Source organism: Streptomyces sp. NBC_01478 (assembly GCF_036227225.1).
Classification (GTDB): Bacteria; Actinomycetota; Actinomycetes; order Streptomycetales; family Streptomycetaceae; genus Streptomyces.
This window is the reverse complement of record NZ_CP109444.1, coordinates 1,267,828-1,288,123: the sequence shown is the minus strand read 5'-3', so window position 1 is coordinate 1,288,123 and position 20,296 is coordinate 1,267,828. Positions and strand designations below refer to the sequence as shown.

Annotated in this window: 20 protein-coding genes; 13 read left to right on the top strand and 7 right to left on the bottom strand. The window is 71.5% G+C overall.

Annotated features, from left to right (window positions below; all coding sequences use genetic code 11):
- Positions 1-21: 21 nt before the first annotated feature.
- Entirely contained in the window at positions 22-1,311 is a 1,290-nt protein-coding gene (locus tag OG223_RS05770; RefSeq protein WP_329243312.1) for a streptophobe family protein, read from the bottom strand.
- A 169-nt stretch (positions 1,312-1,480) separates the two neighbouring features.
- Between OG223_RS05770 and OG223_RS05765 the strand changes: the two genes are divergently transcribed.
- Positions 1,481-2,746: a DUF6777 domain-containing protein gene (locus tag OG223_RS05765; protein WP_329243309.1), complete on the top strand. Its 1,266-nt coding sequence runs from the start codon at positions 1,481-1,483 to the stop codon at positions 2,744-2,746.
- Positions 2,747-2,836: 90 nt separating this feature from the next.
- On the top strand, positions 2,837-3,298 hold the full coding sequence (locus OG223_RS05760; RefSeq protein WP_329243307.1) for an ATP-binding protein: 462 nt from the start codon (positions 2,837-2,839) through the stop codon (positions 3,296-3,298).
- A gap of 16 nt (positions 3,299-3,314) precedes the next feature.
- Here the strand turns inward: OG223_RS05760 and OG223_RS05755 are convergent, their stop codons facing one another.
- On the bottom strand, positions 3,315-4,094 hold the full coding sequence (locus tag OG223_RS05755; RefSeq protein WP_329243305.1) for a class I SAM-dependent methyltransferase: 780 nt from the start codon (positions 4,092-4,094) through the stop codon (positions 3,315-3,317).
- A gap of 88 nt (positions 4,095-4,182) precedes the next feature.
- On the opposite strand from OG223_RS05755, the gene OG223_RS05750 reads away from it, so the two are divergent.
- Positions 4,183-4,572 carry a helix-turn-helix domain-containing protein gene (locus tag OG223_RS05750; RefSeq protein WP_329243302.1) on the top strand — a complete coding sequence of 130 codons (390 nt, stop codon included), beginning with the start codon at positions 4,183-4,185 and terminating at the stop codon, positions 4,570-4,572.
- A 7-nt stretch (positions 4,573-4,579) separates the two neighbouring features.
- On the opposite strand, the gene OG223_RS05745 is transcribed toward OG223_RS05750, so the two are convergent.
- From OG223_RS05745 to OG223_RS05735, 3 genes are all read right to left on the bottom strand, one after another.
- On the bottom strand, positions 4,580-5,182 hold the full coding sequence (locus tag OG223_RS05745; RefSeq protein ID WP_329243299.1) for a ClpP family protease: 603 nt from the start codon (positions 5,180-5,182) through the stop codon (positions 4,580-4,582).
- 1 nt (position 5,183) lies between these two features.
- A complete protein-coding gene (locus OG223_RS05740) occupies positions 5,184-5,837 on the bottom strand; it encodes a ClpP family protease (RefSeq protein WP_329243296.1) in 654 nt (217 codons plus the stop codon).
- A gap of 135 nt (positions 5,838-5,972) precedes the next feature.
- Positions 5,973-7,175 (bottom strand): epoxide hydrolase family protein, encoded by a 1,203-nt coding sequence (locus OG223_RS05735; protein WP_329243293.1) that lies wholly within the window; start codon positions 7,173-7,175, stop codon positions 5,973-5,975.
- Positions 7,176-7,309: 134 nt separating this feature from the next.
- Between OG223_RS05735 and OG223_RS05730 the strand changes: the two genes are divergently transcribed.
- Positions 7,310-7,789, top strand: a complete 480-nt coding sequence (locus OG223_RS05730; RefSeq protein WP_329243291.1) for a VOC family protein — start codon at positions 7,310-7,312, stop codon at positions 7,787-7,789.
- 27 nt (positions 7,790-7,816) lie between these two features.
- Here the strand turns inward: OG223_RS05730 and OG223_RS05725 are convergent, their stop codons facing one another.
- Positions 7,817-8,575, bottom strand: coding sequence for an ABC transporter ATP-binding protein (locus OG223_RS05725; protein ID WP_329243288.1), 759 nt, complete (start codon positions 8,573-8,575; stop codon positions 7,817-7,819).
- 155 nt (positions 8,576-8,730) lie between these two features.
- On the opposite strand from OG223_RS05725, the gene OG223_RS05720 reads away from it, so the two are divergent.
- The 9 genes from OG223_RS05720 (at position 8,731) to OG223_RS05680 (ending at position 19,332) form a co-directional block, all read left to right on the top strand.
- Positions 8,731-9,765, top strand: a complete 1,035-nt coding sequence (locus tag OG223_RS05720; RefSeq protein ID WP_329243286.1) for an ABC transporter substrate-binding protein — start codon at positions 8,731-8,733, stop codon at positions 9,763-9,765.
- Positions 9,766-9,770: 5 nt separating this feature from the next.
- The gene (locus tag OG223_RS05715) at positions 9,771-10,571 is read left to right on the top strand and encodes a class I SAM-dependent methyltransferase (protein WP_329243283.1); all 801 of its coding nucleotides are present in this window, start codon (positions 9,771-9,773) and stop codon (positions 10,569-10,571) included.
- On the top strand, positions 10,568-11,326 hold the full coding sequence (locus OG223_RS05710; protein ID WP_329243281.1) for an ABC transporter permease: 759 nt from the start codon (positions 10,568-10,570) through the stop codon (positions 11,324-11,326). The genes OG223_RS05715 and OG223_RS05710 overlap by 4 nt, the downstream gene beginning before the upstream one ends.
- A gap of 184 nt (positions 11,327-11,510) precedes the next feature.
- Positions 11,511-13,094, top strand: a complete 1,584-nt coding sequence (locus OG223_RS05705; protein WP_329243278.1) for an ABC transporter substrate-binding protein — start codon at positions 11,511-11,513, stop codon at positions 13,092-13,094.
- A 2-nt stretch (positions 13,095-13,096) separates the two neighbouring features.
- Positions 13,097-14,053: an ABC transporter permease gene (locus tag OG223_RS05700; RefSeq protein WP_329243276.1), complete on the top strand. Its 957-nt coding sequence runs from the start codon at positions 13,097-13,099 to the stop codon at positions 14,051-14,053.
- Positions 14,050-14,928 carry an ABC transporter permease gene (locus tag OG223_RS05695; protein ID WP_329243273.1) on the top strand — a complete coding sequence of 293 codons (879 nt, stop codon included), beginning with the start codon at positions 14,050-14,052 and terminating at the stop codon, positions 14,926-14,928. The genes OG223_RS05700 and OG223_RS05695 overlap by 4 nt, the downstream gene beginning before the upstream one ends.
- A complete protein-coding gene (locus tag OG223_RS05690) occupies positions 14,928-16,658 on the top strand; it encodes an ABC transporter ATP-binding protein (protein ID WP_329243271.1) in 1,731 nt (576 codons plus the stop codon). The genes OG223_RS05695 and OG223_RS05690 overlap by 1 nt, the downstream gene beginning before the upstream one ends.
- A complete protein-coding gene (locus OG223_RS05685) occupies positions 16,655-18,661 on the top strand; it encodes a CocE/NonD family hydrolase (RefSeq protein ID WP_329243268.1) in 2,007 nt (668 codons plus the stop codon). The genes OG223_RS05690 and OG223_RS05685 overlap by 4 nt, the downstream gene beginning before the upstream one ends.
- Entirely contained in the window at positions 18,658-19,332 is a 675-nt protein-coding gene (locus OG223_RS05680; RefSeq protein ID WP_329243264.1) for a TetR/AcrR family transcriptional regulator, read from the top strand. The genes OG223_RS05685 and OG223_RS05680 overlap by 4 nt, the downstream gene beginning before the upstream one ends.
- Here the strand turns inward: OG223_RS05680 and OG223_RS05675 are convergent.
- Positions 19,280-20,218, bottom strand: a complete 939-nt coding sequence (locus OG223_RS05675; protein ID WP_329243261.1) for an SGNH/GDSL hydrolase family protein — start codon at positions 20,216-20,218, stop codon at positions 19,280-19,282. The genes OG223_RS05680 and OG223_RS05675 overlap by 53 nt on opposite strands.
- Positions 20,219-20,296: the final 78 nt, after the last annotated feature.

The window sequence follows — 20,296 nt, the reverse complement described above, 5'->3', positions numbered from 1 at the left end:
CCCTCGGGTGGGCGCACCCTCTCACGACGGGCGTTGCGGCTGCGCGGGAATTTCGATCTCGCCGTGTCGGTGGACCGGCCTCGCCAGCAACGCCCCCAGGAACCCCGCGACCAGTCCCCACAGCGCGGCCAGCCCCACCGCCGACCACAACTCCGGCTTCAGGAACAGGTCTCCGGACAGGCCGCCGCCCACGTCGCCGATGCCGAGGAGGGAGAGGCCGTAGTGCGCGGAGACGCGGCCGACGAGGCAGATCATGAGGACCGCGAGGGCGAAGGCGACCGCGAGGTGGACGGCGTGCTGCCAGGCGTGTACGCGGGACGGTGAGCGGGCGGCCATCAGGAACGCGGCGGACAGGAGCAGGACCGCGTTCGCCACCGGGAGCCACCACACCCTGCCGTCGTAGGCGGCGATCGAGTTCAGGTTCAGGGTGGAGATGTCCGGGGTGCGCAGGACCTCGTCCAGCAGGTGGGGCATGGGCAGGCCGAAGGGGCCGTCGACCCGGCCGTTCCAGGTGGCGCCCAGGCCGATCGTGAGGGTGAGCCAGACGAGGTTCGGCATGCCGAGGAGGATCAGGGCGAAGGTCTGGGTGACGTTGCCGCGTGTCGCCGCCGTGACGAGGGCCAGGACGACGCCGAGCGCGACGTAGGCGAGGAGCAGGGCCACCACGGCGTACGCGGCCGGGCGTACCGACGCGTGGAAGCGGAGGAGGCCGGCGGGGAGGGGCGCGCCGGGGGACACCAGGAGGGCCAGGACCAGCACCCCCGCCAGCCACAGCAGACCGAACAGCACGGTCTGCGGCACGTCCGCCTCGAAGCCGACCTCGGGGGAGGCGCCGAGCAGATCGCCGACGTCGCCGAGGGCTCCGTTGCCCAGGGAGACCGAGAACTTCTGGCGCGCGCCGAGAGCCAGTCCGATCAGGCCGAGCAGCCACAGGACGGCGATCCGGGCGGCCCAGCCGGCCAGTTCGCGGGCCGAGGCGACCGCGCGGTGCCGCAGGGGTCGTAGGAAAGCCGTCGCGGTCGTCAGGGCGCCGGTCAGGGTCACCGAGAGGGGGATGACGGTCAGGCCTGCCTTTGTGTCCGCCAGGGAGCCGGCGTTCCCGGCGAGTTTCACGGTGCCGCCGACGGCCGTCACCACCGTGGCCGTGACGACCCGGGGGAACGCGCCGTCCGGGAGGTCCGCCGCGCCCGCCGCCCACAGGCCCAGCGCGGCGACCACGATCATGGAGAGCAGCCCGGCCAGTACCGTGCTCAGCGCCTGGAGCCAGCCGTGGCGGGCGACTGCCTGGTCAGAGGGGGTTCGGGGGGTCACGCTGCCACGCTAAGCAGCGCCCGGGGAGCGCGCCCGCCGGGAGGGCCGTCCGCGTCGGCTTGCGGACGGACCGGGACCGGAGCACACAATGGGTGCGTTGTGAAGAAAGCGGCATAAATCGCCCGGATGGTCGTCCATGCCGCCAGAGCCGCGTCGGGAAGAAGAACTCGTGAGCGTCGAACCTCCGTCTTCAGGCCGCCCCACCGGACCGCCCTCCGGCCCGCTGTCGGGACCCTCCCAGCCGCCTTCGGGCCCGCCCTCGCAGCCCTCGGGCGGCGGCGGTACCGGAGCGCCGGAGCCGCACCGGCCCTGGTGGAAGTCCGCGCCACGCGTCGCCGTCCTCACGACCGCCGTGGTGGCCGCCGTGGTCCTGGCTCTCGTCATCACCCGCTCCGACGGAGGCTCGTCCGGCACGGCGAGCAAGGGCGAGGTCTTCCTCCAGTCCGCGGCCAAGACGGGCCCCGACCCGTTCACGGAGTCCACGGCGAACGAGAGCTCCGCGCCGCCCGTCTCCGCCTCGCCCACCGCCTCGGAACCGGCGAACGCCGTCCGCGGCGTCGACGGCGGCGCCCCCGGCCTCTACGGCGGCACCCAGAACGTCTCCAGTTGTGACGTGGAGAAGCAGATCAAGGCCCTGAAGGCGGCCCCGTCCAAGAATCAGGCGTTCGCGTCCGTCGTCGGCGTCCAGCCCGCCGGAGTGCCCGCCTATCTGCGCTCACTCACCCCCGTACAACTGCGCATGGACACCCGCGTCACCAACCACGGCTACCGCGACGGCGCCGCCACCGCCTACCAGGCCGTCCTCCAGGCCGGCACCGCCGTTCTCGTCGACAACCACGGCGTGCCCCGTGTGCGCTGCGCCTGCGGCAACCCGCTCTCGCCGCCCGTCGCCCAGCAGACCACCCCGAAGCGGACCGGCGACACCTGGTCGTCGTACCGGCCGCAGAACGTCGTCGTGGTCACGCCCGCCCCGCAGATCATCAACATCTTCGTGATCTACGACCCCCACAGCGGCGACTGGTTCGGCCGTCACCACGGCGACACGGGGCGGCACGACCACAAGACCCCGCCGCCGGTGAACCCGGCCAGCCCGTCGGTGACCGTGTCCCCGCCGACGTCACCGTCCTCCAACTCGCCGTCGCCGTGCGCCTCTTCGGCCTCCGGCAAGCCGGGAACGCCCGGTACGCCCGGCACGTCCACGAGCCCGTGCCCGCCGTCGTCCCCCTCCTCTCCCTCCTCGAAGTCCCCGGGCTCGGAGTCGCCGTCCTCGCCGTCCGCCGAACCTCTGGTTCCCGACACGCCCTCGACGGAGTCGTCGGCCGCCTCGTCCGCTCCCGAATCGGTCGCCTCCGACACGACGGCTAGCTCCGCGTCGGCGTCGGTGTCCACCGTCAGCGCGCCGGTTTCGCCGGGGACGAGTTCACCGTCACTCTGATCGGGGGGACTGCCGGGCGTGGGGCTGGGTACGAGCACTGGTACGACAGCGACCGGCAGACCGGCAGAGCCGCCTTCGAGAGAGACACGCATGATCGACCAGCGGGACGGGGCCGTGGTACCGACTCGATTCGACGTGCCCGTGGAACCGCTGCGGCGGGCGGCGCACTACACCGGGGAGCCGGGCTGCATCTCCGCGGCCCGGCACTTCACGCACCAGTTCCTGGAACAGCTCAGAACCGAGTGGTGCGCCACGATCGACGACCGGTCGGACGGCGAACTGCTGCTGGTGGTCAGCGAGTTGGTCACCAACGCGGACCGCCACAGCAACGGGCCGTACATCCTGGAACTGGAGGGCACGGACACCTCGGTGACGGTGTCCGTGTGCGACAGCAGCGTGGCCCTGCCCCGCCTCTTCGCCCGGGACCCCGAGCGCATCGGCCGGCACGGCCTGGAGATAGTCAACGCCCTGGCCGCGCGGGTGAGCGTCGAACGGGTGCCGGTCGGCAAGCGGGTGCGCGCCGTGGTGCGCCTGACCGGCGAGGGCCGCTAGGGCCCGTCCTGCGAGGTCACGCCCCGGTCCGGGTGGCCGTGATCAGCTCGTGCAGGTAGCGCTTGGTGACCCGGCCGCCGTGCCGCGTCTCCAGCAGGTCGCGGAGGCAGGCCAGGAGGCCCTGGCGCGAGGGCTCGTCCATGGCGAGATGACCCGAATACGTCAGAAGGACGTCCAGGTACTCGTCGGTCGTGTACGTGATCTCCCGCGCACCGCGCCACACCGTGACGTCCTCGAAGTGCGCGGAGCGCTCGAACTCCCCGGTGTCCGTCGCCGTCTCGTCCTCGGTGGGACTCCGCAGACCGGGCGGGGTGGCCGGGTCCCAGCGTTCGTAGCAGCGCTGCATCCGGTCGAAGAAGTCCTGGGTGCCGCCCGCCACATGGTGCGTGGTGACGACCGCGAACGTTCCGCCGGGACGCAGGGTGCGGGCCGCCTTCGCCACCCGGGTCCGGGGATCGAGCCAGTGGTACGCCGTCGCGATCACCGCGAGGTCGAACGGCTCGTCGGGCGGCCGCCACAGCTCGAAGTCCGCGACCTCCACGTCCACCCGCGGGAACGCGCGCAGATTGCGGCGGGCCACCGCGGCCGTCGACGGCCCCAGCTCGACCGCGGTCAGCCGGCAGCCGAACTCGGCGAGCGGGACGGTGAGTTGACCCGTCCCGGGGGCGATCTCCAGGACCCGGCTGTCCGGGCCGAGGTTCGTCAGACGGGCCAGTTCGTCGACCAGGGGGCGCGGATAGCGGGGGCGGGCCCGGTCGTAGCGCTCGGCCGCCCGGTCGAACGTGTCGCGCAGCACCGTTCTCGTACCTTTCGCTCCGGCGATTCCCCCCAGGGCAGAATGCTGATCCCTTTGCCCTCGTGTCCAAGGCTTTTAGTCTGAGCGGGTGAGCAACCAAGCGCCGAACCAAGCCCGCGTGATCCCGCTGCGCCCGCACGAGCCGGCCCCTCACCTGCCGGAGCCGGCCGTCCCCGCGCCCAAGGAGCCCCTGTGGCGCGACCTGGTCGGTGACGTCCTACGACGCGAACGCCTCGCTCAGGAGCGCACGTTGAAGGATGTGGCCGACTCCGCCCGGATCTCCATGCCGTATCTCTCGGAGGTGGAGCGGGGCCGTAAGGAAGCCTCCTCGGAGGTCATCGCGGCCGCCGCCCACGCCCTCGGTCTCGACCTCGGCGACCTGTTGTCGCTGGCCCACAGCGAACTCACCCAGCACCGCACCAGGCGTCAGGGCAGGGTGAGTTCGCCGTACAACGGGCTGTGCCTGGTGGCCGCCTGACGGATGCTCAGAGCGGGCCGAGGCGTCGGCTGACCACCTCGTCGGCCAGGCCGTACGCCACGGCCTCCTGAGCGGTGAACACCTTGTCCCGGTCCATGTCGGCGCGCAGCGTGGCGATGTCGTGGTGGGTGTGCCGGGACAGCACCTCCTCGACCTGGGAGCGGATCCGCACCATCTCCTTCGCCTGGAGGGCGAGATCGGAGACCATGCCGCGCTGCCCGCCGCTGGCCGGCTGGCCGAGCAGCACGCGCGCGTGCTCCAGGACGAACCGCCGTCCGGGGTCGCCGCCGGCCAGCAGCACGGCAGCCGTCGAGGCGGCCTGACCGACGCAGAACGTCGAGATCGGGGCCTGGACGTACGTCATCGTGTCGTAGATCGCCATGAGCGAAGTGAACGAGCCGCCGGGCGAGTTGATGTAGATCGCGAGCTCGCGGTCCGGGGCCGACGACTCCAGATGGAGGAGTTGCGCGATGACGACGTTGGCCACGCCGTCGTCGATGTCGGTGCCGAGGAAGATGATCCGCTCGGACAGCAGCCGGCTGAACACGTCGTAGGACCGCTCGCCCTGCGGGGTCCGCTCGACGACGTTCGGAATCGTGTACGTCCCCATGTCAGAGTCCCATCCGTCGCTTCGAGGCGGCCGGGCGCACGTCGGCCAGTGAGGCGACGACCTGGTCCACCATGCCGTACTCCTTGGCCTGTTCGGCCGTGAACCAGCGGTCGCGGTCGCCGTCGCGGGAGACGGTCTCCTCGGTCTGGCCGGTGTGCTGGGCGGTGAGGCGTTCGATGGTCTTCTTCGTGTGGTCCAGGTTCTGTGCCTGGATCTCGATGTCGGCGGTGGTGCCGCCGATGCCCGCCGACGGCTGGTGCATCATGACCCGGGCGTGGGGGAGCGCGTAGCGCTTGCCGTGGGTGCCGACGGTCAGCAGGAACTGGCCCATGCTCGCCGCGAAGCCCATCGTCAGCGTCGAGACGTCGTTCGGGATCAGTCGCATCGTGTCGTAGATGGCGAGGCCCGCCGTCACCGAGCCGCCCGGACTGTTGATGTACAGGCTGATGTCCGTGCGCGGGTCCTCCGCGGACAGGAGCAGCAACTGGGCGCAGACCCGGTTCGCGGAGACCTCGTCGACCTGTGTGCCGAGGAAGACGATCCGCTGCCCGAGCAGTTGGGCGGCGAGGTGGTCGTCGAAGCGGGACGACGGGGTGTCGCCCTCCTCGGCGCGTGGCATGAGGGCCGGCGCGAAACCGGCCGTGAGTGGAGACATGGGCACTCCTTGTCGAGGGTGTCGTGACCTGTCTCCACTGTCGGCCGACAACGCCCCGGCCTGGGGATTTCTAGGCTCTCAGCAGATTCGCCGCGAGCAGAGCGGGCGCCGGTCCTCCCACGCTCCGTCCGGCGGTCAGCCCTTCTCGCGGAGCTGCCGGAAGAAGGCCCGTACGTCCTCGGCCAACAGGTCCGGTTCCTCCATCGCGGCGAAGTGGCCGCCCCGGTCGAGCTTGGTCCAGCGCACGATGTTCTCGGTGCGCTCCGCCTTGTGGCGGAGCGGGATCTGGATCTCGGCCGGGAAGACGGCGAGCGCGGTGGGGGCGGTGGACGGGAGGGTGGGCGCGGCGGCCCGCGCGCCGGTGGCGTGGGCCCGCTCGTAGTAGATGCGGGCGGCCGAACCGGCGGTCCCCGTCAGCCAGTACAGCATCACGTTGGTGAGCAGCCGGTCCCGGTCCACGGCCTCCTCGGGCAGCTCCTCCGAGTCCGTCCACTCCCTGAACTTCTCGACGATCCAGGCGAGTTGACCGACCGGCGAGTCCGTGAGGCCGTACGCCAGGGTCTGCGGGCGGGTGGCGTGCAGGACGGCGTATCCGGTGCCCTCGCGCGACCACGCGGTCCAGCGGCGCCAGGACTCCTGGGCGTCCACCCGCTCCTCGGGGCCGAGCGCGTCCAGCTCCTCGGCGGTGGGCTCGGTGAGGGCCTGCGCGCCCGGCAGCAGGTTGAGGTGGACGCCGATGACCCGGTCGGGGTGGGCACGGCCCAGCTCGCGGGAGATCGCCGAGCCCCAGTCGCCGCCCTGCGCGCCGAACCGGTCGTAGCCGAGCCGGGTCATCAGCTCGGCCCAGGCGCCGGCGATCCGGCCCGCCTCCCAACCGGTGTCGGTCGGCGGCCCGGACAGTCCGAAGCCGGGGACGCTGGGCACGACGACGTGGAAGGCGTCGGCCGGATCGCCGCCGTGCGCCGCCGGATCGGTCAACAGGCCGACGACGTCGAGGAATTCGACGATCGAGCCCGGCCAGCCGTGCGTGAGGATCAGCGGGGTGGCGTCAGGCTCGGGGGAGCGGATGTGCGCGAAGTGGACGGTCGACCCGTCGATGACGGTCGTGAACTGTGGCCACGCGTTCAGCTCGGCCTCGGCCGCCCGCCAGTCGTACGTGTGTCGCCAGTACCGCACCAGCTCCCGCAGATAGCCGGCCGGCACGCCGTACGCCCAGCCCGTGCCGGGCAGCTCGTCGGGCCAGCGGGTGCGGTCGAGGCGGGCGTGCAGGTCGTCGAGGTCGGCCTGCGGGATGTCGATGCGGAACGGGTGGACGCTGTCGGGCTGCGGAGACGTCATGGAGCCCGAGCCTAGTTCGGGGCGGCGGAACGGCCACCTGGATTGTCCGGCCGTACGACCGATGAGTTTCGGGCCGGGCGAGGGTCGATACAGATGACCGTGTTCGATGCCCCCTGGAGCCCATGGAGGAGCTCATGACCACCGACGGATTCACCACGTGTCTCTGGTTCGACGGCCAGGCCGAGGAAGCCGCCCACCTCTACGTGTCGATCTTCAAGAACTCCAGCATCGGCCGCATCAGCCACTACGGCGAGGGCGCCCCGCAGCCGGCCGGCTCGGTGCTCACCGTCGAGTTCACGGCCTTCGGCCAGAAGTTCGTCGGGCTGAACGGCGGCCCGATGTTCAAGTTCACCGAGGCGGTCTCCTTCCAGATCCCCTGCGAGAACCAGGAGGACATCGACTACTACTGGGCCAAGCTCACCGACGGCGGCGAGCCCGGCCCGTGCGGCTGGCTCAAGGACAAGTTCGGCGTGTCCTGGCAGGTCGTCCCCACCCGGCTCATCGAGATGATCACCGACCCGGACCCGGCGAAGGTCGCCCGCGCCACCGAGTCCTTCATGGCGATGGGCAAGTTCGACCTCGCCGCGCTGGAGAAGGCCTTCGCGGGGGAGTGACGGCAGGACTGGACGGGGTGGCCGGGATCAGCTCTCGCTGTCGAGCAGCAGCGCGTGCAACTCGGCCGCCCGGCGGGCCAGTTGCTCCGCCTGGCCGGCCTCGGTGCGGGTGCGTGGGCGGGGCAGCGCGATGTCGAGGACCGTACGGATCCGGCCGGGCCGGGGCGTGAGGACGACCACCCGGTCGGCGAGCATGACCGCCTCGTCCACCGAGTGCGTGACGAGGACGACGGTGGACGGATGCTCGCGGTGCGTCCGCTGCAACTCGGCGCACAACTCGTCCCGGGTGAGCGCGTCGAGCGCGGAGAACGGCTCGTCCATCAGCAGCACCCGGGGCCGCCGCATGAGCGACCGGCACAGCGCCACCCGCTGCTGCATCCCCCCGGACAACTCGTGCGGCAGACGTCCCTGGAAGCCGTCGAGGCCCATCGTCGCGATCAGCCCCAGCGCCTGTTTCCGTGCTCCGTTGCTCCGTTCGCCCGAGATCTCCGCAGGCAGCAGCACATTGTCCAGCACCGACCGCCACGGCAGCAGCGCCGGGCGCTGGAAGAGGACGGCACAGTCGGGGCGCGGCCCGGTGACGGCCCGGCCGCCCATCAGCACCTCGCCCCGCGTCGGCGCCACCAGCCCGGCGATCAGCCGCAGCAGCGTCGACTTCCCGCAACCGCTGCGCCCGACGACCGCCACGAACTCACCGTCGGCCGCCTCCAGTTCGATCCCGTGAAGCGCTTCGACGGCACCCCGCCGATGCGTGAACTCCTTGGACACACCCCGTAGTTGGATCACGCGTCGACTCCCGTCGGCCGCCGTGCGCGGAGTACCGAAAATCGCTCTGCTGGATTGTGGCACGCGCGCGTACGCTTTTGCGGATCGCGACCCCGGCGATATCGCCCCACCAAGTGCCGCCGTCCCCCCACCCATTCCCCTTCCGGGGAGGTCGCATGATCCGCTCGTACCGCACGGTGACGGTGTTCTGCGCGGCGGCCACGCTCCTGGCCGCCGCTGCCTGTGACTCCGACTCCTCCTCCAAGAGCACGAGTTCGGCCAAGGACCACCTCACCTACGTCACCGCCTTCGGTGCGGCGGGACGGGACGCCTTCGCCTGGGTGGCCGAGCAGAAGGGCTATTTCCGGGACGCCGGAATCGACGTGAAGATCGAACTCGGAAAGGCCACCGGCGAGAACCTCAAGGCCCTCGCCTCCGGGAAAGCCCAGTTCACCAGCCTCGACCTGACGGGCGCGGTGATCTCCGCGGGCGCCCAGAACTCCACGGGCTACCGCGACTTCCGCGCCGTGCTCGCCGTCCACCAGCGCACCCTCGTCTCCATCATGGCGATGCAGGGCTCGGGCATCACCACCCCGAAGGACCTCAAGGGCAAACGGATCGCGGCCGCCGCCAACTCCGTGAACCAACTGCTCTTCCCCGGCTACGCCAAACTCGCCGGCATCGACACCGCGAAGATCCGCTGGATCGCCGTCCAGCCCGTCCAGTTGGGCCCGGCCCTCGCCAGCGGAAAGGCCGACGCGCTCAGCACGTTCCTGATCGGCCGGCCCACCGTCGAGAAGGCCACCGTGCAGGCCAGGTCGAAGCATGTCGTGGTGTTCCCCTACAGCACCTACCTGCCCGACCTGTACGGCAACGCGACCGTCACCACGGCCTCCCTCGCCGCGAAGCAACCCGACCTGGTCAAGCGCTTCCGCGCCGCCCTGCTCAAGGCGCTGAAGTACACGATCCAACACCCCGACGAGGCAGGGAAGTTGCTGCACGCCAAGCATCCGGAGACGGACGCCACCGCCGCGACCGCGGAGATCAAGCTGATGACCCCGTCCGTGACGGCCGAGGGCGCGGAGAACATCGGGCTGATCACCGAGGCACGGATGCGGCGCGCCCTCACCAGTCTGCAGAACGCCGGTGTCATCCAGCCCGGGCTGACACCGCAGGACGTCGTCGACTTCGCCGCCATGAAGACGAGTTGACGGACATGGAGACCCCCCTCTCGTACGTCTTCGACAACGACCACCCGGAAGCCGCCGACCGGCACGGCCAACTCCCCGCGATCCTCGACGAGTTCACGATCTCGCGACTGTCCTCCCTCGGCGACCTGACCGGCCTGCGCTGTCTGGAGACCGGTGCCGGGGGCGGCAGCATCGCCGACTGGCTCGCCCGCGCGACGGGACCGACGGGACGGGTGCTGGCCACCGACGTCAACACCCGTCATCTGCCGCCGAGTCCGCCGTACGACGTGCTCGTGCACGACTTGGAGAACGAACCGGTGCCCGACGGCCCCTGGGACGTGATCCACGCCCGGCTGGTGCTCCTGCACCTGCCCGGACGGGAGACCGTGCTCCGGAGGCTCGCGGCGGCGCTCGCACCCGGTGGCGCACTGGTGGTGGAGGACTTCGAGACGACCTTCCGCAAGCTGGTCCTCGCGGCCCCCACCCCGCAGGCCGCCCAACTGGTCGACCGCTACCACGAGTTGCTCGTCGAACGCGTCCTGCCCGCCCACGGCAACGACCCCACCTGGGCGGGCCGGGTGCCCGCCGCCATGCTGGAGGCGGGCCTGACCGACGTGGACACCGTGATCCACTCCCGGTCCTGGCCGGGCGGCACCGCGGGCGCGCTGCTCATCGCCGGGAACATCGCGCAGACCCGGGAGGAGTTCCTCGCGGCAGGCATGACGGAGGCCCAACTCGACGAGCTGGACCGGCTGGTCACCGACCCGCGGCTCGTGGTGCGCGGCCACTTCACCTACTCGACCATCGGCCGCAGGCCCCCGGCGTGAGACGCGTCCTGTCGGCGGGACCGCCGGTCCTCGCGGCCGCGGGTGCGCTGGCGGGGTGGTGGCTGATCACCGTCGCCTTCGACATCCGGCCGTTCCTGCTGCCGTCGCCGCCCGACGTCGTCCACGCCTTCGGCCGGCTGCCCGGCTATCTGCTCCGGCAGAGCTGGCAGACGTTCACCGAGACGGCCGTCGGCTTCGGGCTTGCGGTCGGCGCGGGACTGGCGACCGCCGTGCTGCTCACCGCGTCCCGGGGCGTGGAGCGCGCGGTCATGCCGCTCCTGGTCGCCGTCAACGCCGTACCGAAGATCGCGGTGGCACCGCTCCTCGTGGTCTGGCTCGGCTTCGGGACGGCCCCGAAGGTGTTCATGGTGGCCCTGCTCGCCTGGTTCCCCGTGGTCGTCTCGACGATGGCCGGGCTGTCCTCGGTCCCGCTGGAGCTGACCGAGCTGGCCCACTCGCTCACCGCGTCCCGCTGGCAGACCTACCGCAAGCTCCGCATCCCCTGGGCCCTGCCCCAGGTCTTCGTCGGCCTGCGCCTGGGCGTCACCCTGGCCGTCGTCGGCGCGGTTGTCGGCGAGTTCGCGGGCGGCGACCAGGGCCTCGGCTACGTCATCGTGGCCTCCGGCGGCAACGCCGACACCCCCCTCGCGTTCGCCGCGATGGCCCTGCTCAGCGCCATGAGCGTGCTGCTCTTCTACGCCGTCGTCCTCGCGGAGCGGGCGCTGCTGCCCTGGGCCCGCGAGATCACCGGCTGAGCGATCGCACGGGCCGTACCGGCAACCCCTGCGCGACGCAGCCCGGTAACCAGTGCGTTTCGGACGTTAATTTCCGCCTCCAAAGGGTTGGCGGGAAACCATCCCCTCGTTATCGTTCACGCACTTCACTCAATCGTTCCGCTGAACGAATAGCTGAACGAATAGCGACAAGGACGGTCGGTACATGTCCGACATCCACCACCCGGGCCGCCGGTCGGTGCTCACCGCGGGCCTCGCCTCGGCGGCGGCACTCGGCGGGTCCTGGCTGCTGACCGGCTGTGCCGGGGCGGAGGCCGCCCCCGTCCTGCCGGCCGCCGCCGCGAAGGGCGCCCCCGACCGCGGCGGCACCCTGCGCATCGCCCGGCCGCCCGCCTCCGACGCCGAGACCCTCGACCCGGCCAGCTCGCTGTCCGCGTACGAGTACCTGGGCGCCCTGTACAACCGGCTCGTCCGCATCGGCCCGGACGGCGACCTCGCCCCCGACCTCGCCGAGTCCTGGGAGACCGACGCCAAGGCCCGCACCTGGACCTTCCGCCTCCGCAAGGGCGTCGCCTTCCACAACGGCCGCGCCTTCACCTCCGCCGACGCCGCCTACACGCTCCGCCACATCCTCGACAAGGCGACGGCGTCCCCGCAGGCCGCGGTCCTCGCCCCGCTCATCGACCCGGCGAAGTTGGGCACACCCGACGCCCACACCCTCGTCGTCCCCCTCAAGACGCCGAACGCCGAGTTCCCGAGCCTGCTGACGCACTACAACTGCTATGTCATCCCCGACGGCAGCGCGAAGTCGATCGGCCGCACCGGCATCGGCACCGGCCCCTTCAAGCTGGAGTCGTTCGCACCGGCGGGCCCCGGCCGTGTCACCGCCTACGCCGACCACTGGGCGGGCCGCCCCGTCCTCGACGCGATCGCCTTCTACTCGGTCGCCGACATGTCGGCCCGCTCAAACGCCTTGCTGGCAGGGCAAGTTGACCTGCTCTCCCAGACCAACCTCGACTTCGCGACCGCCCGTGTGGTCGCCGCCTCGGACCGCGCGACCATCGCCCGCGTGAAGAACGCCCAGTGGTACGTCCTCCCGATGCTCACCACCGAGAAGCCCTTCACCGACGTCCGCGTCCGCCAGGCGATGAAGCTCGCCTACGACCCCGAGCACGTGGTCAAGGTCGCCCTTCAGGGTGCGGGCACCGCCGGCTGGGACAACCCCGTGCCGTCGAGCGACCCCGCACACATCACCGCGCACCCCAAGCACGATCCGGAACAGGCGAAGTACCTGCTCAAGCAGGCGGGCCACGAGGGCCTGGCGATGGACCTCTACACCTCGTCCTACGACCCGCTGTTCACGCCGATGGCGCTCGCCTACCAGGACTCGGCGAAACGAGCCGGCATCCGCATCAAGGTCAAGACGGCCTCCGCGGACTCCTACTACACGCAGATCTGGATGAAGAAGCCGCTGATGGCCACCTACTGGTTCACCGGCCGGCCAGTCGACCAGCTCTTCACCCAGATCTTCCGCAGCGGCTCCTCCTACAACGAGACCGCCTGGTCCGACAAGGAGTTCGACGCGGTTCTCGACCGGGCCCGCGCCGAGATCGACGACACCAAACGGCGCGAACTCTACGGCGAGGCACAGACGTTGGTGATCGAGAAGGGCGGGGCGATGACCCCGATGTTCGCCGACCGGCTCGTCGGCATCTCCCGCAAGGTGCGCGGATACGCCGAGCACGGCTTCGAGTTCGACTATCTGGGCATCGGCCTGAAGGGAGCCTGACCATGCTCTCCTTCATAACCCGCCGCATAGCGGCCGCAGTCGGCACCCTCTTCCTCTCCTCCATCCTGGTCTTCCTCGCCGTCCAGGCCCTGCCCGGCGACGTCGCCACCCAGATCCTCGGCAAGGACGCGACCCCGGACGCCGTGGCCGCCCTGCGGGAGAAGCTGAAACTCGACAAGCCCGCCTGGGAGCGGTACGTCGACTGGGTGGGCGGCGCCCTGCACGGCGACTTCGGCACCTCCCTCGTCTCCGGCAAGGCGGTGGGCGGCGAAGTGTCCATGTACCTCGGCAACTCCGCCCTGATCGCGGTCATCACGGTCCTCTTCGCGGTCACCGGCTCGATCGTCCTCGGCATCCTCGCGGGCCTCTACCGCGACCGCTGGCCCGACCACCTGATCTCCACCGTCAGCCTGGTCGGCATGAGCGTCCCCGAGTTCGTCGTCGCCACCGTCCTGGTCCTGTGCTTCTCGGTCGCGCTCCCGTGGTTCCCCGCCGTCGTCCTCTACGGCCCGGACGCCACCGTAGGCCAACTCCTGCCCGCCGTATGGCTTCCCGCGCTCGCGCTCGCCGTGGTGATGGCCGCGTACATCGTCCGCATGGCCCGCACCTCGGTCATCGACGTGATGGCCACCGAGTACGTCACCACCGCCCGCCTCAAGGGTCTCTCCACCTGGCGGGTCGTCACCCGACACGCCCTGCCGAGCGCCCTGTTGCCCACCCTGCACGTCATCGCGCTCAACGTGGCGTGGCTGGTCGGCGGGGTCGCGGTGGTCGAGAACGTCTTCAACTACCCGGGCATCGGCAAGCTGATGCTCTCCTCCGTGCAGAACCGCGACCTGCCCACCATCCAGGCCATCGCCCTGATCAGCGCGGTCGTCTACGTCGTCTGCAACCTCGCCGCCGACCTGGCCACCATGGCCCTCAACCCCAGGCTCCGCACCCGAGGGAGGACCCGATGACCACGCTCGCCACCGCACCGACCATGGCCGCACGCGGTACCCGCGCCTGGCGCACCCTGAGCACCTCCCGCACGGCGATCGTCGGCCTCGCGATCGTCGCCGTTCACGTCCTGATCGCCCTGCTCGCGCCCCTCCTCACTTCGTACGACCCCATCGCGAACGACGCCAACCACGCACTCCTCGGCCCGAGTTGGTCGCACTGGGCCGGCACCGACCAGTACGGCCGCGACGTCCTCGCCCGCGTCCTCTACGGCGGCCGGTACGCCCTCGGCGTCTCCGTCGCCGCCACCCTGCTGACCGTCGCCCTCGGCACGGTCATCGGCTGCGCGGCGGCACTGCGCGGCGGCTGGTTCGACGACGTGCTCGGCCGGGTCCTGGACGCGATCCTGTCCATCCCCTCGGTCCTGGCCCTGCTTGTCGTGGTCACCGCCCTCGGTACCGGCCCGGCGGTCATCGTCCTGGCCGTCGCGATCGTCTACGTCCCGCAGGTCGTCCGTGTCGTGCGCGGCGCCGCCCTCGCGGTCGTCCCCGCCGACTACGTGACCGCGGCCCGCGCCCGCGGGGAGAGCACCTGGTCGATCCTGCGCCGGGAGATCCTGCCGAACATCACGGACGTGGTGTGCGTGGAGTTCGCGATGCGGGCCTCCTGGGTGGTCCTGCTGATCTCCTCGCTGTCCTTCCTCGGCTTCGGCGCCGACCCGCCGACTCCGGACTGGGGCCTGATGGTTGCCGAGAACCGCACCGCCATCACCGTCGTCCCGATGGCGAGCCTCGCTCCCATCATCGCCCTGGCCACGCTCGTGGTCGGGCTCAACCTCGCGGCCGACGGCCTGTCCAAGGCGTGGGGCGTCGACCGGATCAGGGAGGGCTCCTGATGGCCTCGATCGTTTCCGTCAACTCCCTGTCCGTGGCCTACCGTTCGGGCGGCCGGGACGTGCCCGTCGTGCACGAGGTGTCGCTGGACGTCGCCGAGGGACGGACGCACGCGCTGGTCGGTGAGTCCGGCAGCGGCAAGTCGACCGTCGCCGCGACCCTCCTCGGGCATCTGCGCCACGGATCGCGAATCACCGGGGGCTCCGTCCAGGTGTCCGGCGACGACGTCTTCGCCCTGCCCGCACGGGAGTTGCGACGACTGCGCGGCGGCACGGTCGCGATGGTCGGCCAGAACGCCGGCCACGCCCTGACCCCCTCCATGCGCATCGGACGGCAGATCGCCGAGGCGGGCGGTGACGTGCCCGTCGTGGAACTCCTCGAACAGGTCCGGCTGCCGCGCCCGGCGGAGCTGGCCCGCCGCTATCCGCACGAGCTGTCCGGCGGCCAGCAGCAGCGCGTCGCCATCGCCATGGCCATCGCGGCCCGCCCCAAGGTCCTGGTCCTCGACGAACCGACGACCGGCCTCGACGTCGTCACCCAGCGCAGCGTCCTCGACCTGATCGCCGCCCTGCGCGACGAACTCGGCCTCGCCGCCGTGCTGGTGAGCCACGACCTCGGGGTCGTCGCGCACATGGCCGACGAGGTGACCGTGCTGCGGTCCGGCCGGGTGGTCGAATCGGCGCCCACCCGGCAGTTGTTCGCCCGGCCCCAAGACCCGTACACCACACGCCTGTTGGCGAGCGTGCCGCGCCTCGACGACGCGGGGCTCGCGGTCGTCGGCGAGGCGGGGGAGCGGGAGGTCAGGCCTAGGGCGGAGGTGCCCGCCGACGCTCCGGTGGCCGTGTCCGCGCAGGACGTGACCATCGACTACGGCAGCACCCGTGCCGTGCACGGTGTCTCCTTCGACGTCCGGCGTGGTGAAGTCCTCGCCCTGGTGGGCGAGTCGGGCAGCGGCAAGTCCACCCTCGCCTGGACCCTGGCCGGACTGCGCACCCCGTCCGGCGGCACGATGCGCCACGCGGACGGCGACCTCGCCCGCCCGGCGCGGCAACGCCCCCTGTCCCTGCGCCGCCGGGTGCAGCTCGTCTTCCAGAACGCGGACACCTCGCTCAACCCCCGCCGCTCCGTGGGCGACGCGGTCCGCCACCCGCTGCGGTTCTTCGGCACGGTGCCCGACCGCACGGAGGCGGCCGAGCGAGCCCGGCAGCTCATCGCCGACGTGCGCCTCGATCCCGCCCTCGCCGACCGGCTGCCCGCACAGCTCTCCGGCGGTCAGCGTCAACGCATCGGTATCGCAAGGGCGTTGGCGGGCGAGCCGGACGTCCTGATCGCCGACGAGATCACCACCGCCCTGGACGTGTCGGTCCAGGCCGACGTACTCCGCCTCCTCGACGACCTCCGGCGCGAGCGCGACCTGGCCTGCCTGTTCATCAGCCACGACCTGGCCGTCGTACGGGGCATCGCGGACCGAGTGGTCGTACTGCGCCACGGGGTTGTCGTCGAAGAGGGCCCGACGGAGGCCGTGTTCGCCGACCCCCGGCACCCCTACACCCGCCAACTCATGGCAGCCGCCCTCGAACCCGACCCCGACGCACAGCCCTACGTCGACGACACCGCCGACTGGGCCGACGCGGCGGACGGCGACGACATCTGGACCGACCAGGGCGACGACGGCCACCGCGTCCGACGCTGGCGTCCCCTCAACGCCCCTGTGGCGGAAGGAGTTTCGTGAGGTACCGCGAGCAGTTCGAGCGCCGGGTCGTCCGCGAGGACGTCTGGATCCCCACCCGGGACGGAAGGACCCGGCTGCACGCCCGCGTCTGGCGGCCCGACGACGCCGAGTCGGAGCCGGTGCCCGCGCTGCTCGAATACCTCCCGTACCGCAAGAGCGACTGGACCGCGCCCCGGGACGCCCAGCGTCACCCCTGGTACGCGGGCCACGGCTACGCCTCCGTGCGCGTCGACGTCCGGGGCCACGGCGACAGCGAGGGTCTGCCCGGCGACGAGTACGACGCGCAGGAACTCGCGGACGGGGTCGACGTCGTCAACTGGCTTGCCGCCCAAGCCTGGTGCACGGGCAAGGTCGGGATGTTCGGCATCTCCTGGGGCGGCTTCAACGCCCTCCAGATCGCCGCCCTCGCGCCCGAACCGCTCAAGGCGATCGTCACCGTCTGCTCGACCGACGACCGTTACGACAACGACGTCCACTACACGGGCGGCGCCGTCCTCGGTATCGACATGCTCGCCTGGGCCGGCACCATGCTCGCCTTCGCGTCCCGCCCGCCGGACCCGGCGAGCGTCGGCGCGGACCGCTGGCTGCCGATGTGGCGCGAACGCCTCGACGGCCTCGAACCCTTCCTGCACACCTGGCTCGACCACCAACAGCGCGACGCCTACTGGAAGCACGGCAGCGTCTGCGAGGACTACACCGCGATCGACGCGGCCGTCCTCGCGGTCGGAGGCTGGAACGACCCCTACCGGGACACCGTGTTGCGGCTCGTCGAGCACCTGCCCGCGGACCGCGTCCGGGGGATCGTCGGCCCCTGGTCGCACCAGTACCCCGACCGGGGACTGCCGCCCGGCCCGGCGATCGGCTTCCTCCAGGAGACCCTGCGCTGGTGGGACCAGCACCTCAAGGGCATCGACACGGGAGCGATGGAGGAGCCCGTGCTGCGGGCCTGGATCACCGACCCGGTCCCGCCGGCGACGTCGTACGACGTGCTGCCCGGACGTTGGGTGGGCGACGTCAAGTGGCCCAGTCCGGCAGTCAGTTGGGACTCGCGTCCCCTCGGTACGAGCGGTGACCCCGTCGTCGTGCGGTCCCCGCAGCACACCGGTCTCGACGCCGGGCGCTTCTTCCCCTTCGGCAACGCGAGCGACCTGCCGCCGGACCAGCGGGAGGAGGACGGCCGTTCGGTGTGCTTCGACTCCGAACCGCTCACCGCACGCGTCGAGATCCTCGGCCGCCCGCGCGTCCGGCTCCGCCTCGACAGCGCCACCCCGCGCGCCCATGTCGTCGCCCGGCTGTGCGACGTCGCCCCGGACGGCTCGTCCACGCTCGTCACCCGTGGCGTGCTCAACCTGCTGAGCCGGCACGGCCGGGACCGGGCCGTCGAGTGGACACCGGGGACGTACGAGGACGTCGAGTTCGAGCTGACCGGCATCGGCTACGCGATCCCGCCCGGCCACCGCATCCGGCTCGCCGTCTCCGACACCTACTGGCCGTGGGTCTGGCCGCACGGCGAGCGCGGCGAGTTGCGGGTCGTCCCGGCCGAGAGCGCCGTACAACTGCCCGTGCGCGCAAGGGGATCGGAGCCGTCGATCCGCTTCGAGGAACCCGAACAGGCGATCCCGCTGGACGTGACCTACGACCGGCCCGCCGACCCGGCACCCGAGCGGCTCGTCACGCACGATGTCGCCAAGGGGGAGTGGACGCTGGAGGTCGACCCCAACTACGGGGGCTCGCGCACGTATCCGGACGGGCTGCGCTACGAGGAGAGCGCGCGGGAGACGTACCGCGTCCGCGGTGACGATCCGCTGTCGGCGCACGCCGTGTCGGAGTGGCGGATCCGGTTGCGGCGCGGGGACGACTACGACGCTGAGATCATGACGCGGACGGAGCTGCGCGCCACGGCCGCGGACTTCGTCATGGACAGTCGCGTCGAAGCACGGGCGAACGGAGAGACAGTGGCCAAGCGCGCATGGCACCGCACCACCCCGAGGACGTCGGGATGACGGCCGCCAAGCAGCCCCAGCCGGCCGCGAAGTCCCCCCGCCGTGCCGTCGCCGCCGCCGACCGCACCCGGCAGCCCACCGAGGTGCGCCGCCGGCTCATCGTCGAGGCGGCCGTCCCGTTGATAGCGGAACGCGGCTACGCCTCGGTCGGCGTGCGGGACGTGGCCGCCGCCGCCGGGGTCTCCGTCGGTACCGTCACGTACCACTTCGGCAGTGTGCAGGAGATCCTCTCCGAGGCGATGGTGCTCCACATCGAGCGCTACTACGCCGAGTTGAGCGAGGCCGCCGAGCAGGCGACGAGCGGGGCCGAGGCGCTGCGGCTGCTCGTCGACGCGCTGTTCACCGAGGACACCGACCGGCACTGGCGGATGTGGTTCGACTACTGGAACGCGGGCGAGCAGGGCACGGACGAGGCCTTCAGCGGCGGACAGGCCCGGCGCTACGAGAGCTGGCACCAGCAGATCCGCGCGCTGGCCGAACGGGGCGTCGCCGACGGCGAGTTCGGCTCCGACGACCTCGACGGCTTCACGGTCCGTTTCGCCGCCCTCGCCGACGGCCTCGCCCTGCAACGGCTGCGCCAGGCACCGCCGTTGAGCACGCAGGACGCGCGCCGGCACCTCAACCGGCTGATCGAGACGGAGTTGGGGCCCGGGCGCCGATCACCCGGGTGATCTCCCGGGCGATCCGCAGAATGCCGGGGGAGGGGACCGGGCACGGCCTGGGCGTCGAGGTCGTCGGCGCCAGGCAGAAGTGCAGATAGTCCGTGTCGAGGTGCAGGGCGGTGCGGTCGCCGGCCGGCTGGGTGCAGTAGTCGGGGTGGGCGCGTTCGTAGGCGGTGCAGGGGAGGTACTGGGTCCAGGTGTAGCGGGCGCCGGCCGGGCTCACGGTCCGGCCGGCATCGGCTACGAGGTCGCCCGCCGACCTGGCCTGTGACTGGTAGAGCGCGTTCACGGTCTTGACCCGCTCCGGGGTGATCGGGTCGGGGCCCTGCAACACCCAGACGATCGTGGGCCGTTGGGCACCCCCGGCCGCCGCGATCTGCGCGGTCAGCTTCCTGAGGTCGGCCGTGTACCGGTCGACGTACGTCTCCCGGTCGGCGCCGTACGTGATCCCGTCCATGCAGGGCGTGTAACCCCAGGCGTTGCCCCAGAACTGGAGCACCACGAAGTCCGGACGCAGCGCACGCACCAGGACGGCCGCCTTGTCCCCGTCCGGAACCAGCGACCCCTTCCCGGTGCCCTCCAGGTAGTCGCACGGCGTGGTCCCCGAGTGCGGGGCGCTCGTGTACGTCGCGTTCAGCGTTCCGCGCAGTTCCCGCCCGAGTACCTTCTGGCTCTCCATGGCGAGGGAGTCCCCGAGATACAGCACACGGGGCGCCGACCTCACCACCGGAACACCGCTCGGCGAGGCCGGCGCCTGTCGTGGCGCGGCGCCGCGCACGGAGGGGGTGGGCACGGAGGGGGTGGGCGGCGCGACCTGGGGCCCGGACGCCGGGTCCGTGCACGCGCCGAGCAGCACTCCGGCCAGCACCACACCCACGATCCATGGCTTCCGCATACGGCAACTCCCGCCCCGGGCACCGGAAAACGGCCCCTCAGGCAAGCACAGCCGGGCGTCAGGAGGAAGACGCCCGAG

Bases quoted from the DNA above. Each gene is read 5' to 3' on its own strand.
- OG223_RS05700 (WP_329243276.1), top strand. From the start codon at position 13,097: ATGCTCTCCTTCATAACCCGCCGCATAGCGGCCGCAGTCGGCACCCTC.
- OG223_RS05705 (WP_329243278.1), top strand. From the start codon at position 11,511: ATGTCCGACATCCACCACCCGGGCCGCCGGTCGGTGCTCACCGCGGGC.
- OG223_RS05690 (WP_329243271.1), top strand. From the start codon at position 14,928: ATGGCCTCGATCGTTTCCGTCAACTCCCTGTCCGTGGCCTACCGTTCG.
- OG223_RS05715 (WP_329243283.1), top strand. From the start codon at position 9,771: ATGGAGACCCCCCTCTCGTACGTCTTCGACAACGACCACCCGGAAGCC.
- OG223_RS05760 (WP_329243307.1), top strand. From the start codon at position 2,837: ATGATCGACCAGCGGGACGGGGCCGTGGTACCGACTCGATTCGACGTG.
- OG223_RS05675 (WP_329243261.1), bottom strand. From the start codon at position 20,218: ATGCGGAAGCCATGGATCGTGGGTGTGGTGCTGGCCGGAGTGCTGCTC.
- OG223_RS05720 (WP_329243286.1), top strand. From the start codon at position 8,731: ATGATCCGCTCGTACCGCACGGTGACGGTGTTCTGCGCGGCGGCCACG.
- OG223_RS05740 (WP_329243296.1), bottom strand. From the start codon at position 5,837: ATGTCTCCACTCACGGCCGGTTTCGCGCCGGCCCTCATGCCACGCGCC.
- OG223_RS05730 (WP_329243291.1), top strand. From the start codon at position 7,310: ATGACCACCGACGGATTCACCACGTGTCTCTGGTTCGACGGCCAGGCC.
- OG223_RS05745 (WP_329243299.1), bottom strand. From the start codon at position 5,182: ATGGGGACGTACACGATTCCGAACGTCGTCGAGCGGACCCCGCAGGGC.
- OG223_RS05680 (WP_329243264.1), top strand. From the start codon at position 18,658: ATGACGGCCGCCAAGCAGCCCCAGCCGGCCGCGAAGTCCCCCCGCCGT.
- OG223_RS05735 (WP_329243293.1), bottom strand. From the start codon at position 7,175: ATGACGTCTCCGCAGCCCGACAGCGTCCACCCGTTCCGCATCGACATC.
- OG223_RS05695 (WP_329243273.1), top strand. From the start codon at position 14,050: ATGACCACGCTCGCCACCGCACCGACCATGGCCGCACGCGGTACCCGC.